Origin of the sequence: Streptomyces sp. TSRI0281, from assembly GCF_001905125.1 — a bacterium.
Taxonomy (GTDB): domain Bacteria; phylum Actinomycetota; class Actinomycetes; order Streptomycetales; family Streptomycetaceae; genus Streptomyces.
In genome coordinates this window covers 433,196-448,970 of sequence record NZ_LWLE01000033.1, presented here as the reverse complement: position 1 = coordinate 448,970, position 15,775 = coordinate 433,196, and the positions used below count along the sequence as shown (strand labels likewise).

Annotated in this window: 15 protein-coding genes; 4 read left to right on the top strand and 11 right to left on the bottom strand. The window is 72.4% G+C overall.

Annotated features, from left to right (window positions below; all coding sequences use genetic code 11):
- Positions 1-5: 5 nt before the first annotated feature.
- From A6A29_RS31200 to A6A29_RS31180, 5 genes are all read right to left on the bottom strand, one after another.
- The gene (locus A6A29_RS31200; protein ID WP_073725213.1) at positions 6-947 is read right to left on the bottom strand and encodes an ROK family glucokinase; all 942 of its coding nucleotides are present in this window, start codon (positions 945-947) and stop codon (positions 6-8) included.
- A gap of 126 nt (positions 948-1,073) precedes the next feature.
- The gene (locus tag A6A29_RS31195; RefSeq protein ID WP_073725211.1) at positions 1,074-1,553 is read right to left on the bottom strand and encodes a DUF5304 domain-containing protein; all 480 of its coding nucleotides are present in this window, start codon (positions 1,551-1,553) and stop codon (positions 1,074-1,076) included.
- 83 nt (positions 1,554-1,636) lie between these two features.
- Entirely contained in the window at positions 1,637-2,836 is a 1,200-nt protein-coding gene (locus tag A6A29_RS31190; RefSeq protein ID WP_073725209.1) for an ArsA family ATPase, read from the bottom strand.
- Positions 2,837-2,840: 4 nt separating this feature from the next.
- Complete coding sequence (locus tag A6A29_RS31185; protein WP_073725207.1) at positions 2,841-3,290, bottom strand: SRPBCC family protein; 450 nt, start codon at positions 3,288-3,290, stop codon at positions 2,841-2,843.
- Between the two features lie 107 nt (positions 3,291-3,397).
- Positions 3,398-4,207, bottom strand: a complete 810-nt coding sequence (locus tag A6A29_RS31180) for a metallophosphoesterase family protein (protein WP_073725205.1) — start codon at positions 4,205-4,207, stop codon at positions 3,398-3,400.
- A 279-nt stretch (positions 4,208-4,486) separates the two neighbouring features.
- On the opposite strand from A6A29_RS31180, the gene A6A29_RS31175 reads away from it, so the two are divergent.
- On the top strand, positions 4,487-6,283 hold the full coding sequence (locus tag A6A29_RS31175) for an AMP-dependent synthetase/ligase (protein ID WP_073725203.1): 1,797 nt from the start codon (positions 4,487-4,489) through the stop codon (positions 6,281-6,283).
- A 146-nt stretch (positions 6,284-6,429) separates the two neighbouring features.
- Here the strand turns inward: A6A29_RS31175 and A6A29_RS31170 are convergent, their stop codons facing one another.
- Positions 6,430-7,572 (bottom strand): glycosyltransferase family 4 protein, encoded by a 1,143-nt coding sequence (locus tag A6A29_RS31170; RefSeq protein ID WP_073725491.1) that lies wholly within the window; start codon positions 7,570-7,572, stop codon positions 6,430-6,432.
- A gap of 163 nt (positions 7,573-7,735) precedes the next feature.
- On the opposite strand from A6A29_RS31170, the gene A6A29_RS31165 reads away from it, so the two are divergent.
- Positions 7,736-9,022, top strand: a complete 1,287-nt coding sequence (locus A6A29_RS31165) for a glycosyltransferase family 87 protein (protein WP_079183099.1) — start codon at positions 7,736-7,738, stop codon at positions 9,020-9,022.
- Here A6A29_RS31165 and A6A29_RS31160 read toward each other — a convergent pair.
- The 5 genes from A6A29_RS31160 to A6A29_RS31140 form a co-directional block, all read right to left on the bottom strand.
- Positions 8,979-10,175, bottom strand: coding sequence for a hypothetical protein (locus A6A29_RS31160; RefSeq protein ID WP_073725201.1), 1,197 nt, complete (start codon positions 10,173-10,175; stop codon positions 8,979-8,981). The genes A6A29_RS31165 and A6A29_RS31160 overlap by 44 nt on opposite strands.
- 79 nt (positions 10,176-10,254) lie before the next feature.
- Entirely contained in the window at positions 10,255-11,286 is a 1,032-nt protein-coding gene (locus A6A29_RS31155; protein ID WP_073725199.1) for a C40 family peptidase, read from the bottom strand.
- Between the two features lie 237 nt (positions 11,287-11,523).
- Positions 11,524-12,552: a C40 family peptidase gene (locus tag A6A29_RS31150; protein ID WP_073725197.1), complete on the bottom strand. Its 1,029-nt coding sequence runs from the start codon at positions 12,550-12,552 to the stop codon at positions 11,524-11,526.
- Positions 12,553-12,871: 319 nt separating this feature from the next.
- On the bottom strand, positions 12,872-14,233 hold the full coding sequence (locus tag A6A29_RS31145) for an NYN domain-containing protein (RefSeq protein WP_073725489.1): 1,362 nt from the start codon (positions 14,231-14,233) through the stop codon (positions 12,872-12,874).
- Between the two features lie 37 nt (positions 14,234-14,270).
- On the bottom strand, positions 14,271-14,513 hold the full coding sequence (locus A6A29_RS31140; RefSeq protein ID WP_073725195.1) for a hypothetical protein: 243 nt from the start codon (positions 14,511-14,513) through the stop codon (positions 14,271-14,273).
- Between the two features lie 199 nt (positions 14,514-14,712).
- Here A6A29_RS31140 and A6A29_RS31135 point away from each other — a divergent pair, with 199 nt between their 5' ends.
- Together A6A29_RS31135 and A6A29_RS31130 are read left to right on the top strand one after the other, a co-directional pair.
- Entirely contained in the window at positions 14,713-15,465 is a 753-nt protein-coding gene (locus A6A29_RS31135) for a rhomboid family intramembrane serine protease (RefSeq protein WP_073725193.1), read from the top strand.
- Entirely contained in the window at positions 15,462-15,743 is a 282-nt protein-coding gene (locus A6A29_RS31130; protein WP_007451244.1) for an Lrp/AsnC family transcriptional regulator, read from the top strand. Before A6A29_RS31135 ends, A6A29_RS31130 begins: the two co-directional genes overlap by 4 nt.
- Positions 15,744-15,775 lie beyond the last annotated feature (32 nt).

The following is a 15,775-nucleotide window of genomic DNA, read 5'->3' as shown; positions in this document are numbered from 1 at the left end:
GCCGCTCAGCCCTGGCGGGCCAGGTCGGCCGCGCCCACCAGACCGGCCTTGCCGCCCAGTTGGGCCGCGAGGACCTGGGCGTGCGGGCGCCACTCGCCGCCGATCAGCCAGCGCCGGAACGACTTGCGGATCGGGTCCAGGACGAGTTCGCCCTCGTCCGAGACGCCGCCGCCGACGATGAACGCGGACGGGTCGAAGAGCGAGGCGAGATCGGCGAGTCCGGCGCCGGCCCAGCGGGCCAGCTCGCGGAACGAGTCGACGGCCACCGGGTCGCCCTGCCGGGCGGCCTGGCTGATGTGCTTGCCCTCGATGCCCTCCACGGTGCCGTCGCCGAGCGCGAGCAGGATCGCGGCGTTCTCCGGGGTGGCGTTGGCGCGCTGCCTGGCGTAACGGACGAGCGCGCGGCCGGAGGCGTACTGCTCCCAGCAGCCCTGGCTGCCGCAGCCGCAGAGCAGGCCGTCCGGGACGACCCGGATGTGGCCGAACTCGGCGGCCACTCCGAAGCGGCCGCGGCGCAGCTTGTTGCCGATGATGATGCCGCCGCCGAGGCCGGTGCCGAGCGTGATGCAGATGACGTCGTCGTGGCCCTGCCCGGCGCCGAAGCGGTACTCGCCCCAGGCCGCGGCGTTGGCGTCGTTCTCGACGACGACCGGCAGGCCGACGCGCTGCTCGACCTTGTCCTTGAGCGGCTCGTGGCGCCAGTTGATGTTGGGCGCGAACAGCACGGTGGCGCGCTTGTCGTCGACGTATCCGGCCGCGCCGATGCCGACCGCCTCGACGTCGTGCCCCTCGCTCGCGCCGGCCACGGCCGAGCAGATCGCGTCGACGATGCCTTCGGCCGTCGGCGGGGTCGCCACCTTGAACGTCGAGAGGATCCGGCCCTCTTCGTCGACCACTCCAGCCGCGATCTTCGTGCCGCCGATATCGACGCCGATGGTGAGTCCCATGAATCCCTCAGTTTCGGTCGAGCCCCGCTACGGCCAACCGTACCCGAGGCGGGGGCCGGTCCGTCCGGCCGGTCCACCGGCCGGTACGCCCCGGTCACCGCGTCCGGCCGGTCCCTTCGGCCCGGGTCAGTCCAGGTCGATGTGTTCGCTCCCGGAGGGGCCCTCGTCCCTCGGGTCGGACGGGTCCTCGGCCGCCTTCTTCGACGTGCCGGTGGCGCTGTCGGCGCCCCCGGCACCCTCCGTGGACCGGGTCCAGCGGCTCTCCTGGCCCTCGACCGCCGAGCGGTAGGCGGCCAGCAGCTCGTTGCCCGCCGCCGCGAGGTGGTCGAAGAGGTCCGGGTTGCGCTCGATGACGGGCTCGACGGCCGTCTTCGCCTGCCGGATGACCTGCTGCACGGCACCCTGCGCCGCCACGCCGAGCAGCGGCGACTGGAGCGAGGCGACCTTGTCGGCCACGGCGTCGACCAGTTTGCGCAGCTCCTCGGCGGCTGAGCCGGGCGGCGGGCCGTACTCGGCCCGGCGGCGGGCCTTCTCGGCTGCCAGGTCCTCGGCGCAGGCATCGGCCCACGCGTCGCCGTCGACGGGACGATCGGTGGCTTCACTCATGGCGGACTCCTGCGACGCGGATTGTCGGCGACGGGCCGTACGGAACACGTACTACCGACGTTACCCGAACGGTGGTACGCCGTTCAGGAGGTGCGCGGCCAGAGGGCCGGGTCGGGGGTGAACCGGACACGCAGCACGCCGTCGCTGAGTGCCGCTCCCGCGACGGTGCAGCGCCGCAGCCCGGAGTCGAGCCGCAGGATGCGGTGGAACGGGCCGACGGTGAGCAGCAGTTCGTCGCCGCGGCGGACGAGCCGCAGATCGGTCTTGGCGGCTCCGGGCAGCGGCAGGCACCAGACGAGCGCCCGGTCGTCGTCGCTCCCGGCGGGGGCTTCCTCGATCCACCAGGGGTGCTCCGCCCGGCCCGGTGTCCGGTCGTCCGGCCCGGCGAGTCCGAGGGCGTCGAGGTCGTCGAGGCCCCGCGGGTCGCGTCCGAGGTGGGGTGCCTCGCACACGGGGGTGCCGGGGGCCCAGTCGGCGCGCCAGTGGTCCAGGCACTTGTCCTGCTGGGCCGCGAGGTCGGCGAACCAGGGGTCGCAGGAGTGCCGGGGCAGCACCCGGGCGGCCACCAGGGCGTCGGCGCGCAGTCCGTGCAGGGCCAGGCCGGTACGGGCGGCGCGCAGGGCGTCCTCGGCGGCCGGGCCAGGTTCGGCGACCAGCCGGACCGTCGTCGCGCGGTCCTCGATCAGCGCCTGGACCGCGGCCAGCTCGGCGTCCTTGCGGGCGGCAGCCTCGTACAGCCACTGGGCGGGCATCGGGACCCCGGCGAGCTGGGCGAGCATCGGGCGCAGCGCGCGGGCGGCCTGCCGTTCCTGGGGCAGCAGGCGGCGCAGATAGCGGCGCAGCTGCTCGGGCAGGGCGAGGAGGGCGAGGGCCTCGCGCAGCGGTGGCAGGTCGACGACGAGGACGTCGTAGCCGCCTTCGGGTGATGCCCAGTCGCCCTCGGCCGCGCGGCGCAGGGTGTGCAGGAGGGCGAGCGGTGCGCTGCCGGGCAGCTCGGTGAGTTCCTCGCCGTCCAGCCGGTTGGCGCCGAGGAGGTCGAGGACGCCCGAGGCCCGGTCCTGGAGTTCGAGGAGTTCGCCGCGGAAGTGGGCGCCGGAGTCGATGCGGGCGCTGTGCAGGTGGCCGGTGACCTCGGTGGGTTCCGTACCGGTGGGGAAGGAGGGGATGGCGTCGGCGGTGATCAGGAGGGTGCGGCGGCCGCTGCGGGCGGCGGCCAGTGCGGTCGCCGCCGCGACGGTGGTACGGCCTGCGCCGCCGGGGCCGGTGACCAGGACCGTACGCACCGGGTCAGCCCCGCGGGACGGACTCGACGCGCTTCTTCAGACCGGCCAGGGCGCGGTCGATGATGACCTTCTCCGCCTTGCGCTTGATCATGCCGAGGAGCGGGATCTTGACGTCGACCGCGAGCCGGTAGGTGACTTCGGTGCGGTCGCCGCCGCCGATGGGCGCCAGGGCGTACGTACCGTCCAGGGCCCGCAGCATCTGGGACTTCACCAGGCTCCAGCTGACCTCGTTCTCGCCGGTCCAGGTGTAGGCGAGGACATGGTCGTCCTTGATCGCTCCGGCGTCCAGGACCAGCCGGACCCGCTCGGCGCGGCCGCGGTCGTCGGTGGCCAGCACCTCGGCCTCCTTCACCTCGCCGGTCCACTCCGGGTAGCGGGCGAAGTCGGCGATCACACCCATGACGTCGGCCGGTGCCGCCTCGATCGTGATGCTCGAGCTGGTGTGTTCAGCCATCGCCGTGGCCCTCCAGTGCGGTGTACCGGTCGCGTTCGGCAGGAGCCTGCCGGTTGCAGGCTATCGCGTGCCCGCCCCCGCCCCGTCCACGCCCCGGGCCGCCGGGTTCACCAGGTGAGGGCCCAGGGCCTTCCGGTCGAGGCGAAGTGCCCGACGTTGACGCATTCGGTGACGCCGATCCGCATCCGGCGCACCAGGGGCTGGTGAACATGGCCGAAGAGCGCGTACCGGGGGCGGGTCCTGCGGATGGCGTCCAGGAGGGCCGGGCTGCCGCGTTCGAAGCGGCGCGCGACGGTGTCGTACGTCAGCTCCGGCACCTCGGGCGGGATGTGCGAACAGAGCACGTCGACCGGGCCGAGCGCCTCGACCTTGGCGGCGTACTCCTCGTCGCTGATCTCGTACGGGGTGTTCATCGGGGTCTTCAGCCCGCCGCCGACGAAGCCGAAGACCCGGCCGCCGATCTCGACGCGCTCGCCGTCCAGGACGGTGGTGCCGGGGCCCGCGTACTCGGGCCAGAGGTCGGGGATGTCGACGTTGCCGTAGGTGGCGTACGTCGGAGTGGGGAAGGCCGCGAACAGGGCGGCGTACTGCTTGCGCACGGCACCGAGGATCGCGGTGTTGCGGTCCCGTCCGGCCCAGAGCCCGCGGCCGAACTCGCGGGCCTCCTCGAAGCGCCGCGCGGTGCGCAGCTCGACGATGCGGTCCGCGTTCTCCTTCCCGAAGAGGTCGGGGAAGATGCCGCGCGAATGGTCGGCGTAGTCGAGGAAGAGGACCAGGTCACCCAGACAGACCAGGGCGTCGGCACCGTCTCCGGCACGGGCCAGCGCTTCGGTGTTGCCGTGCACATCACTCACCACGTGCACGCGCGTGGTGCGCCGCACGCTGGTGCCCCGACCGTCCGGTTCGCTGCCTCGCATGCGAGCCACCCTAGGCCGCCCCCGGAGCCCTGGGTAGGGGCTGCCGGACCTGCGGTTACTTCCGGGTCATGACACGGGTGGACTACTCTGCGCGAAAGGACCACCCATGTGTGTGATGCACAAGACATCTGGCCGGAACCCCCTATCGGGAACCACGTACCGATGGGTAACGTCCGGGCAGTCCAGTCGTGCTCACCCCACGGAGCACCGCCAGTCTTGGACCGCAGCCGGTGCGTCGCACGGAGCCGTGGCACCGGAGCCCGATGAGGAGCAGCAGTCTTGCGCGAGTTCAGCCTTCCGGCCCTGTACGAGGTCCCCACGGACGGCAACCTGACGGATCTCATCCGCCGCAATGCCGCTCAGCATCCGGATGTCGCGGTCATGGGCCGCAAGGTGGCCGGCGTCTGGACGGATGTCACCGCCACCCGGTTCCTGGCCGAGGTGAGAGCCGCCGCCAAAGGACTGATCGCCTCGGGCGTGCAGCCCGGCGACCGGGTCGCCCTGATGTCGCGCACCCGCTTCGAGTGGGTGCTGCTGGACTTCGCGATCTGGAGTGCGGGCGCGGTGACCGTGCCGGTGTACGAGACCAGCTCCGCCGAGCAGGTCCAGTGGATCCTCGGTGACTCCGGTGCGGTCGGGGTGCTCGTGGAGAGCGACGCGCACGCCGGGGCCGTCGCGTCCGTACGGGACCGGCTGCCGGAGCTGTCGCACGTCTGGCAGATCGACAGGGGCGCGGTCGACGAGCTGACCGCCCTCGGCGGCGAGGTCTCGGACGAGACCATGGATCTGCGCATGGTGAGCGCCAAGGCCGACGACCCGGCCACCATCGTCTACACCTCCGGCACCACGGGCCGCCCCAAGGGCTGTGTGCTGACGCACCGCAGCTTCTTCGCGGAGTGCGGCAATGTGGTGGAGCGGCTGAAGCCCCTCTTCCGTACGGGTGAGTGCTCGGTGCTGCTCTTCCTGCCCGCGGCCCATGTCTTCGGCCGGCTGGTCGAGGTGGCCTCGGTGATGGCCCCGATCAGGCTGGGCTGTGTGCCGGACATCAAGAGCCTCACCGATGAGCTGGCCTCGTTCCGGCCGACGCTGATCCTCGGCGTGCCCCGGGTCTTCGAGAAGGTCTACAACTCGGCGCGGGCCAAGGCCCAGGCCGACGGCAAGGGCCGGATCTTCGACCGGGCCGCCGATACCGCGATCGCCTACAGCCGTGCGCTGGGCACCCCGCAGGGCGCGTCGCTCGGGCTGCGGCTCAAGCACAAGGTCTTCGACAAGCTGGTCTACGGCAAGCTCCGCGCGGTGCTCGGGGGGCGCGGCGAGTTCGCGATCTCCGGCGGCGCTCCGCTGGGCGAGCGGCTCGGCCACTTCTTCCGGGGCATCGGCTTCACGGTGCTGGAGGGCTACGGCCTCACGGAGAGCTGTGCGGCGACCGCGTTCAACCCGTGGGACCGCCAGAAGATCGGTACGGTCGGCCAGCCGCTGCCCGGTTCGGTCGTCCGGATCGCCGACGACGGCGAGGTCCTGCTGCACGGCGAGCACCTGTTCACCGGGTACTGGAAGAACGACGCGGCGACGGCCGAGGCGCTGGCCGACGGCTGGTTCCACACGGGTGACATCGGCACGCTCGACGAGGACGGCTATCTCGCGATCACCGGCCGCAAGAAGGAGATCATCGTCACCGCGGGCGGCAAGAACGTCGCCCCCGCCGTGATCGAGGACCGGATCCGCGCACACGCCCTGGTCGCCGAGTGCATGGTGGTCGGCGACGGACGGCCGTTCGTCGGCGCGCTGATCACCATCGACGAGGAGTTCCTGGTGCACTGGGCCGAGGAGCACGGCAAGCCCGTCGGCTCGACGGCCGTGTCGCTGCGCGAGGACGCCGAGCTGCTGGCCGAGGTGCAGCGGGCGGTGGACGACGGCAACGCCGCGGTGTCCAAGGCGGAGTCCGTACGCAAGTTCCGCATCCTGCCCACGCAGTTCACCGAGGAGGCGGGCCACATCACGCCGTCGCTGAAGCTGAAGCGCAATGTGGTGGCGAAGGACTTCGCGGACGAGGTCGAGTCGATCTACCGCACCTGACGTATTTACGCGAAAAGGGGCCCGCACACACTGTGCGGGCCCCTTTTCGCGTGGGTACGGGCGGGACCGATCGCGTCTTCTCGTCCGTACGGGTGAACCGATCGCCCGTACCCGGCGTCCGGGGGGACCGATCGCCCGTACGCGGCTCAGAGCAGCGTCTTCAGCTTCTCGGCGAGCAGGTCCCAGCGCCATTTCTCCTCGACCCAGGCCCGGCCCCGCTCCCCCATGCGCCGCCGCAGCTCCGGGTCGCCGAGCAGCGTCACGATCCGGTCCGCCGACTCCTCGGCACTGCCGCCGCGCACCACCCACCCGGTCTCGCCGTCGAGCACCGCGTCCGGAGCGCCGCCCGAGTCGCCCGCCACCACCGGCAGCCCGGTCGCGGACGCCTCCAGGTAGACGATGCCGAGCCCCTCCACGTCCAGACCGCCGCGCCGGGTGCGGCACGGCATGGCGAAGACGTCCCCCGCGCCGTAGTGCGCGGGCAGTTCCGCCCATGGCACCGGGCCGGTGAAGCGCACCGAGTCCAGCACACCCGTCTCGGCGGCCAGCCGCTTCAGTTCCTTGGCGTACGGGCCGCCGCCGACGATCAGGAGCACGGCGTCCGGCTCCCGCGCCAGGATCGCGGGCAGGGCGAGGATCAGCGTGTCCTGGCCCTTGCGCGGCACGAGCCGCGACACACAGACGACGACGGGCCGGTCGGAGAGGCCGAGGCGGGCCCTGACCCTGTCCCCGCCGGAGGCCGGGTGGAAGGTCTTCTCGTCGACGCCCGGCGGCAGCTGGACCATGCGTCCGGCCGCCTCGGGGGTGAGGGCCGCGGCGATCCGGGAGCGGGTGTACTCGCCGAGGTACGTGAGGGTGTCCGTGCCCTCGCCGATCCGGCGCAGCAGTTGCCGGGACGCGGGCAGCTGGGCCCAGCCGGCCTCGTGGCCGTGGGTGGTGGCGACGACGCGGCGGGCCCCGGCCCGGCGCAGGGCCGGGGCCATCAGGCCGAGCGGGGCGGCGGCCCCGAACCAGACGGAGGCGCAGCCGTGTTCGCGCAGCAGCCGCACCGCCTGCCGGGTGACCCGCGGGGTCGGCAGCAGCATCGTCGTACGGTCGCGCACGACGGTGAAGGGCTGCTCCGCGTCGAAGGCGGCGGTGGCCGCGACAGCCTCGGCGCTCCGCTTCCAGGTGGAGGCGTAGACGACGAGCTGTCCGGGGTCCAGGCGCAGTGCCATGTTGTGCAGAAACGCCTGGATGCCGCCGGGGCGGGGCGGAAAGTCGTTCGTCACGATCAAGGTCTTGTCCATCGCCGCCGACAGTACCGAACGGCCGCGCTTCATCGCTCCCGCACCGTCCCGCCCGGCATCATGGCTCCCCACACGGACCACGAGCGGGACGCACCCGGGCGGGACGCACCCCCGGGCGGGACAGCCATCAGCGGGACGGGCGGGGCAACGGATGAGGGCAGCCATGACGGGGGCCGTCGGCGCACGGCTGCTGCCGCTCGCGGTGTGGGCGCTGACCAGGGCCGTGCTGCTGCTGTGCGTGTTCAAGGTGTTCACGGTGCCGGGTCCGGACGTCACGGTGGACGTCTCGGTGATCTACCAGGACTGGTACGACGTCCTGCGGACCGGCACGTACCCGAGGGACGACGTCACCTGGCAGTACCCGCCCGCCGCCGCGCTGGCCGTGCTGTCCCCGGCGCTGCTGCCGTTCCTGGAGTACGCCGCGGCGTTCTTCGTCCTGGTGCTGCTGTGCGACGCGCTGGTCCTCGGGCTGCTGCTGTACGCGGGGCGGCGGCCCGGTATGCGGGACGCGGGGGCGTGGGTGTGGGTGGCGGGGGTGCCGCTGCTCGGTCCCACCGCGTACGCCCGGTACGACCTGATGGTGGCGGCGGTCGCGGTGGCGGCGCTGCTGACCGGGGCGCGCCACCCCCGGGTGCTGGGGGCGCTGGCCGGATTCGGGGCGCTGCTGAAGGTGTGGCCGGTGCTGCTGCTGGTGGGTACCGGGCGCGGGCGGGCGACGCGCCGTGCCTGGGCCTCGGCGGCGGTGACGGGTGCGGTGGTGGCCGGGGCGTGCGCCGTGGCCGCGCCGGGCGCGTTCGCGTTCCTGGCCTTCCAGCGGGAGCGGGGCACCGAGATCGAGTCGCTGGGGGCGCTGGTCTTCCATGTGGCGCGGCGGTTCGGCTGGGAGGGCCGGGTGGAGCTGCACTACGGCTCGCTGGAGTTCCTCGGTCCGTATGTGCCGGTGGTCTCCACGCTGGCCCTGGGGCTGAGCGTCGTGGCGTTCGGCTGGCTGCTGCTGTGGCGGGTGCGGGCCCGTGGGTTCTCGGCGCACACCCCGGCGGACGCGGCGTTCACGGCGGTGCTGCTGTTCACCACGACCAGCCGGGTGATCAGCCCGCAGTACCTCGTGTGGCTGGTCGGGCTCGCGGCGGTCTGCCTGGTGTTCCGGGCCGGCCGGATGGTGCTGCCCGCCGGTCTGGTGCTGGTGGCGGCCGGTGTCACCCTGCTGGAGTTCCCGCTCGGGTTCGGGCATGTGGTGGCCAGTGACGCGACGGGCGTGAGCCTGCTGCTGGTGCGCAACGGTCTGCTGGTGGCCGCCTCGGTCGTCGCCGGGCGGCGGCTGTGGCGGGAGACGGTGCCATCCGCGGGCGATCGCCGTCCGGCGGGGCGGTGCGGAACGCGGCGGGCACCGCGCCCGGGGCGGACGCTCAGCCGAGCCGGGCGCTCAGGTAGTCCCGCCAGTACGCCGTGAAGTCCTGGGGCGTGGTGTCCAGGACCTCGCCCATCGCCTGCTCCACCGCCCCGTCCCGTCCGGGATGGTCCCCCACGGCCTCGTAGAACGCGATCAGCTTCTCCTCGCCCCAGCGGTCGGCGATCAGCGCGCAGGCCAGCCAGCCGCCCTCGTACGCCCGCGCGAGCTTCCCGGGGTCCCCGCCGAAGGCGAAGTCGTCGTCCACCGGCAGTGCGGCGGGCAGCTCGCCGCGCCGCACTGCCTCGGCGAGCTCGGGCGCGATCTCCGGGGCCGGGCGGCCCTCCTCGCGGTACGCCGTCCAGTCGGCGAAGCCCTCGGAGAGCCACATCGGGGTGGCCGTCGAGGTCCGGGGCCGGGTCGCGACATGGGTGGTCTCGTGGGTCAGGACGACCCGCTGTCCGAAGGTGCCGAGCATCGCGTACGCCTGCGGATTGATGATCACCCGGTCGGCCAGGGCCGGGCTCCTGCCGCTGCCGCCGACCTCGCCGGTGGTGACGGCCGCTATCCCCCGGTAGCTCGCCTCCGGTGAGCCCAGCAGCTTCGCCATGTCCTCGACGGAGTCCGGTACGAGCACCACGACCCGCCCCGCCCAGGGCTGCGGCCAGGCGGCGGAGACGGCCGGCACGGCGAGGTCCTCGGTGTCCGCGACCCGGCGCAGCTCCCCCGGGTCCCGGCCGACGCCCAGGACCAGGCTGTGCCTGCCGCGCACGACCTGGACGTCGCCCTGCTGCCAGAGCTGGTCCGCGGCGCCCTTGCCGGGCCGGTCGGCGGTGATGTACCAGCGGTCACCGGCTCCGGACCGGGTCAGCTCCAGGGTGCGGCGGGTGGCGATCGGGGCGGTGTCGTAACCGGCGATCCGGTAGCGCAGCTCGACATCGGCGGTGACCTTGTCGGCGCCGTGCTCCGTGACGGCCTTCACCTCGTACGTCCAGGACTTCAGGGGTATGTCCGCGAGGTTGGCCAGTTCGGTGCGCTGGGTGGCCCGCAGCTTCGTGGCACCGGGGGCGAGCGCGGCCAGGTAGGCGTCCGGGTCGTGGTCCAGGACGGCGTCGGCGCGGCGGTCCAGGACGGCGCCGACCTCCCGGGCCGTGGGGCCCGTGGCGGGGGCGTCGGGGGCCGCGCAGGCGGACGTCAGCAGCAGCCCGGCGAGCACGGCACCCGCCGTACGCCGCCCACGGGCTCTGCCCCGCCGCGTGTCACCCGTGAGAACCGCCACCCTGCCGATCGTACGGTCAGATACGGGTGACCGAGGAGACGGGCATCATGCCGACGGGGTCGTAGCGCACCCGCGCCCCGGGGTACGGGGCATGGATGACCTGGCCGTTTCCCACGTACATCCCGATGTGGCCGGCGTCCGCCCGGTAGACGACCAGGTCTCCGGGCCGGGCCTGGGAGAGCGGCACCATGCGGCCCGCGTACCGCTGGGCCTGCGAGGTCCGCGGCAGGCCGACCCCGGCCTGCGCGTAGGCCCACCGCATCAGCCCGGAGCAGTCGAATCCGGAGGGCCCCTCGGCGCCCCACACGTACGGGCTGCCGAGTGCCTGCCGGGCCGCCGCCACGGCGGCCATCGCCCTCGCCGACCCCGGGACGACCCCGGCGAGATCCGGGGCCACGTCGTCGCGGCCGGAACGGGAGGCCCGGTCGAAGGACGCGCGCTCCCCGGCGGGCAGCGCGTCCAGCAGCCGCTGGGCGCGGGCGAGCTTGGCCTCGACGGTGCGTTTGTGGCGGGTGACGGCGCTCCGGCTCGCTTCCAGCCCTTCCAGCGACCTGGCGGCCTCCGCGCGGGTCTGGGCGACGCCGCGCTGGGCCCGGCGGAGCGTCTCCAGGGCCAGCGACTGACGGATGTTCATCCGCTCCAGGGCGGCGGCCCGGTCCAGGTAGGTGTCGGGGTCCGAGGAGAACAGCAGGGCGAGCGAGGGGTCGATGGAGCCGGAACGGTACTGCGCCTGGGCGAGCGAACCGAGCGCCGTACGCATCCGGTTGATGCCTTCCTCGCCGCGCGCCGCCCTGTCCTGGGCCCGGTCCACCTCGCCGCGCAGCTCCTCGACCCGCTCCCCGGCCTCGTTGAACTGTTCGGTCGCCTGCTCCGCCTCGCGGTACAGCCGGTCCACCTCGGCCCGGCTCGCCCCGGCGCCGTGCTGCGGGTCGGCGCTCGCCGGGGCTCCCGTGAGCGTCGCGGCCGCGGTGGCCGCCGCCGCCGTGAGGACGGTGGCCCGGACGCTCCGGTTGAGGCCGGACTGTGTGGGACGGCGATGGGACACCACAGGAAGCCGCACTCCCTTCCGCTGACGCAGACGGTGGGCAGCCCCTGCCGCCCGGGGCGGGCGGACCGAAGACCGGGTGCTGCCACAGCAGGCAGACAGTAATCGGACGGCTACCCGGCGGCCAAAGACCGCGCCGGAGGCGAGTGGGGTGTCAAACGCCTCCGCCCCGCCGGTGACCTCGGGTCTCCGGCGGGGCGGGGCGTCAGCAACACGTGGCGTAATTCGCCCGTTCGGGCGTCAGGCGACGCGGACGCCGAACTGGAAGGTGCCCATGTAGTCCATCGACTCGTAGCGGACATTGGCGCCCGGCTTCGGAGCGTGCAGGATCTGGTTGTTGCCCGCGTACAGGCCCACGTGCGAGGTGTTGTTGAAGAAGACCAGGTCGCCCGGCTTCAGCGCGCTGCGCCCGATCCGCTGGCCGTCGTTGACCTGGGTGTACGTGACGCGGGAGATCTGGACGTTGGCCTGGGCGTAGGCCCACTGCGTCAGCCCGGAGCAGTCGTAGGAGCTGGGGCCCGTGCCACCGCGGTAGTACGGCTTGCCGATCTGGGTCGCGGCGGCCTGGAGGGCGGCGGCGCCACGCGCGGAGGCGGGGGCCTCGTTGCCCAGCTCGACCCGATCGCCCGCGGCGCGGCTGGCGCGCTGCTCGTCGTCGGCCATCTTGGCGCGCTCGGCGGCGGTCAGGGTGTTGAGCAGCCGCTGGGCGTCGGCCAGCTTGGCCGAGGACTTCTTCTTGTTCTCGCCGAGCGTCTTGCGGACCTCGGCGAGGTCGCCCAGCTTCGCCTGCGCTTCCTTGCGCTGCTGCGCGAGGGTGCGCTGCTTGGACTGGATCTTCTGGAGCGACTCGGTCTGCTTGGCCGTCAGCTGGTCCAGCGCGGAGGCCTGGTCGAGGAAGTCGTCCGGGTCCGAGGCGAGGAAGAGCTGGACGGACGGGTCGATACCGCCGGAGCGGTACTGCGCGGTGGCGATCGAACCCAGCTCGCCGCGCAGGGCGTTGAGCTCCTCCTGGCCGCGGGCGACCTTGTCCTGGAGCGCGTTGGCCTGCTTCTTGAGCTTGTCCTGCTGCTCCTTGGCCCCGTTGAACTTCTCGGTGGCCTCTTCCGCCTCGTGGTAGAGCTTGTCGACCTTCGCCTTGACTTCGCTCTTGCTCGGCTTGGGATCGGCGTGGGCGGCCTGGGAAGTCAGGGCCACGGCCGCAGCGGCGGCCGCGGTGACCACGTTCACACGGGTGCGGCTCGGCTGCTTGGGACGACGGTGGGACGCCACGAAGGCGAGCTCCTTCTTCCTCGAGCCGCCTACCGGGCTGTGGGGGAGGTGAATCCCCGGCTCCGTGCATGTCACGGACTCGGCGGTGCCTTCGCCGTCACCCCGAATGGGTGATCAACCGTGCGAAGGTTCGAGGCTGACCTTAGTGACCATCTTGTGATCAGTTCAAATCCTGACAAGAAAAATCTCACCACTTCAGGCACTTCTTTGCCCACATCACACCGCGTGTAGTGGCGACTTGACGGTACGTTCCCAAAAATCCGGCATGCCACACATGTCGCGCATGTCGAACTAGCCGGTCATGTCCGGCCATGTGCCCTCAGACGCGGGAAAGGCGCTTCAGCAGCAGGGCGGAAGCGACCGGCCGGGCCCCCGCCTTGGCCACCCCGTCCGCCACTTCACGGTCGGTGGAGACCACCACGACGGGCCTGCCGGGCGGTTCCGCGCGGGCCAGTTGACGGATCAGCTCGTCGGCCGTCACGCCGGCCTTGCTGAACAGGACCCGGACCCCGCGCGGCGGGGCGAGCAGCACCGGGGCGGCCAGTTCGGCCCCGTCGAAGACACAGGTCATCTCGGCGCCGGTCTGCGCCGCGAGTACCGAGAGACCGCCCAGCAGCCGCAACCGCTGCTTCTCCAGCGGCATCTGCGGATAGCCGGTCTTGGTGACGTTGTAGCCGTCCACGATGAGATGCGCCTGCGGCAGCGCGAGCAACTGGTCCAGGAGCGCCGGATCGGTCTCCGAAAGGGCCCTGGCGGCAATGTCCTTGGGCGACATCCGGCCCGGCTCCACCGCTTCGACACTGTCGGCGGGGCGGATCGTCGAGGGCGGCAGCGCCAGTTCACGGCGCAGCCCGCGGGCCGCGTCCAGCACCGTGTCCAGCAGCAGCCGCAGCCGCATGTCCTCGACGGAGCGCCCTTCCCTGGCAGCCCGGCGACTCGCCTCGACGGACGCCTCCGCCTCGCCGAGCCGCGCCTTGAGCCGCCGCGACTCGCTCTCGGCCGCGGAGACCTGGGCGGACGCCTCGGCCCGTACCGCATCGGTCTCGGCCGCGCTCCGGCGCACCGCGGCCTCGCCGCGCTTCACCTCGCTCAGGGCGCTGCGCAGTTTGCGGTGAAGGGCTTCGGATTCCTTGCGGACGGCGTCCAGTTCGGCCCGCAGCCGCTCCGTCTCGCTCCTCGTCTGCCCCCGGGCCTGGGCCAGCTCCTCGCGCAGCCGTTCCAGTTCGCGCCGGGTCTCCTCGTCGGCGCGTTCGGCGTCGGCGCGCTGGACCTCCTCGCCCGCGGCCTCGACCAGCTTGACCCAGCCGGCCGGGCGCAGCACATAGGCGGCCGCGGCCACATCGACGGGGTCGGCGGCGGCGGGCGGCGAGCCCGCCTCCAGCGCACCGGCCAGCTCGGGCTGGGCCTGGCCGATCCGCTCACCGATACGCCGGCGGAAGAGCGGGTCGCTCTCCAGGGCGGCCGCCATCGCGTTCCCGGCGAACTTGGCGCGCCGGGTCGGGGTGAAACGGGCATACTGCCGCAGCTGGGCGGGCAGTTCGCCGACCGTCAGGCCGCCGAAGGCGTCCGAGACCAGCGCGACGACCCGCCGCCGTACGCCCTCGGGCAGCGGGCGGTCGAGCACCTCGTCGGCGCCGTCGGCCGCATCGGCCGGTTCGGCGCCGTTAGTCGGCTGCTCCACCATCCGTCACCCCAAATTGTCTGTCCGGGCGGCCCCCTCAGGAGTCGGCACCAGGCCTGTCCACCAGTTCGATCTGATCCACCGCATTGCACCAACGACAACGGACCGACTCGATGGTCTCACTGACCACCTCCCGCTCCTCGACACTCGACTCCCCGGCCAGGTCGAGATGGACGTACTCGACGACCTTGGAGGACCGCGTCACATCGAAGCGCGTGAGATTGCCGCAGAGCGTGCAGCGCCAGCGCGTCGTGTCGGTCGGCCGGGGAACCGTCGTCATCGTTGCGTCCTCTTTCGTCGTTCGTCGTCCACCGGGACCCGCACCGGATTCCGGCGAGTTCCGTGCTGTCCTACGTCAAGGATCTCGCGGTGCGCCGTCGAACTGCGGAAGTCCTGGCGTAACCCTACGGCCTCGCGTATACCCATCGGCACGGCGAGGCGCTCTGTCCGCTTCTCCACCGGTGCGTCATGCTCTGTGCATGATCGATTGGCGGGAAGCCGATGGGCGGGGCAGGGCCGGGAGGTTCCGGGCCGCGGCCGCGGCGGGCGGGGCACCGGTCACGTACGGGCTGATCGCGCTGTGCTGCGCCGTCTTCCTGGTCAGCCCGCTGTCCGGCTTCAACCCGGCCTACGGCACCGCCGACACCCTGCTCGCCGCGCAGGCCGCGTACTTCGAACGGTGGGGGGTGATCCCCGCCGAGCTGTGGGACGGCTCCGCGCACGCGATGCTCACCCCGCTCACCGCCCTGTTCCTGCACGGCAGCTGGCTGCACCTGCTGGGCAACATGCTCTTTCTCTATGTGTTCGGCGCCATGACCGAGGAACGGATGGGCCACACCGAGTTCACCTTCTTCTATCTCGGCTGCGGATATCTGGCCCTGCTCTGCTACGCCGCGGCGCACGCCGATTCCGAGCAGACCCTGGTGGGCGCGTCGGGAGCGATCTCCGCGGTGCTCGGCGCGTTCCTCTACCTCTTCCCCAGGGCCCGGGTCACCAGCCTCTTCCCGTTCCTCTTCTTCCTGCCGTTGCGCTTCCCCGCCTGGATCGTGCTGATCTTCTGGTTCGTCCTGCAATGGCTGGCCGCCCGGAGCGCGGGCAGCGGCCCCGGGGTGGCGTATCTGGCGCATGTGACGGGGTTCGCCGCCGGGTTCCTCTACGCCTGGGGGCGCTACCGGCGTGACGCTAGAGTGAGGACTCCAGCCACGGCCACCGAGGGAGACAGCCAGCCGTGATCACCGCGATCGTGCTCATCAAGACCAGCGTGGACCGGATTCCGGAGATCGCCGAGGCCATCGCCGCGCTGGACAGTGTCAGCGAGGTCTTCTCGGTCACCGGTACGTACGACCTGATCGCCATGGTCCGGGTGGCCAAGCACGACGATCTCGCCGATGTCATCCCCGGCCGGATCAGCAAGATCCCGGGCGTCGAGGGCACCGACACGCATGTGGCGTTCCGTACGTACTCCCAGCACGACCTGGAAGCGGCCTTCGCCATCGGCCTCGACGCGTAACCAGGTACGGCTTCGGCCGGGTACGGGCGGCT

Excerpts from the sequence above, each read along its gene's own strand:
- A6A29_RS31200 (WP_073725213.1), bottom strand. The coding sequence starts at position 947 with ATGGGACTCACCATCGGCGTCGATATCGGCGGCACGAAGATCGCGGCT.
- A6A29_RS31180 (WP_073725205.1), bottom strand. The coding sequence starts at position 4,207 with ATGCGAGGCAGCGAACCGGACGGTCGGGGCACCAGCGTGCGGCGCACC.
- A6A29_RS31170 (WP_073725491.1), bottom strand. The coding sequence starts at position 7,572 with ATGGACAAGACCTTGATCGTGACGAACGACTTTCCGCCCCGCCCCGGC.
- A6A29_RS31135 (WP_073725193.1), top strand. The coding sequence starts at position 14,713 with ATGATCGATTGGCGGGAAGCCGATGGGCGGGGCAGGGCCGGGAGGTTC.
- A6A29_RS31185 (WP_073725207.1), bottom strand. The coding sequence starts at position 3,290 with ATGGCTGAACACACCAGCTCGAGCATCACGATCGAGGCGGCACCGGCC.
- A6A29_RS31165 (WP_079183099.1), top strand. The coding sequence starts at position 7,736 with ATGACGGGGGCCGTCGGCGCACGGCTGCTGCCGCTCGCGGTGTGGGCG.
- A6A29_RS31195 (WP_073725211.1), bottom strand. The coding sequence starts at position 1,553 with ATGAGTGAAGCCACCGATCGTCCCGTCGACGGCGACGCGTGGGCCGAT.
- A6A29_RS31140 (WP_073725195.1), bottom strand. The coding sequence starts at position 14,513 with ATGACGACGGTTCCCCGGCCGACCGACACGACGCGCTGGCGCTGCACG.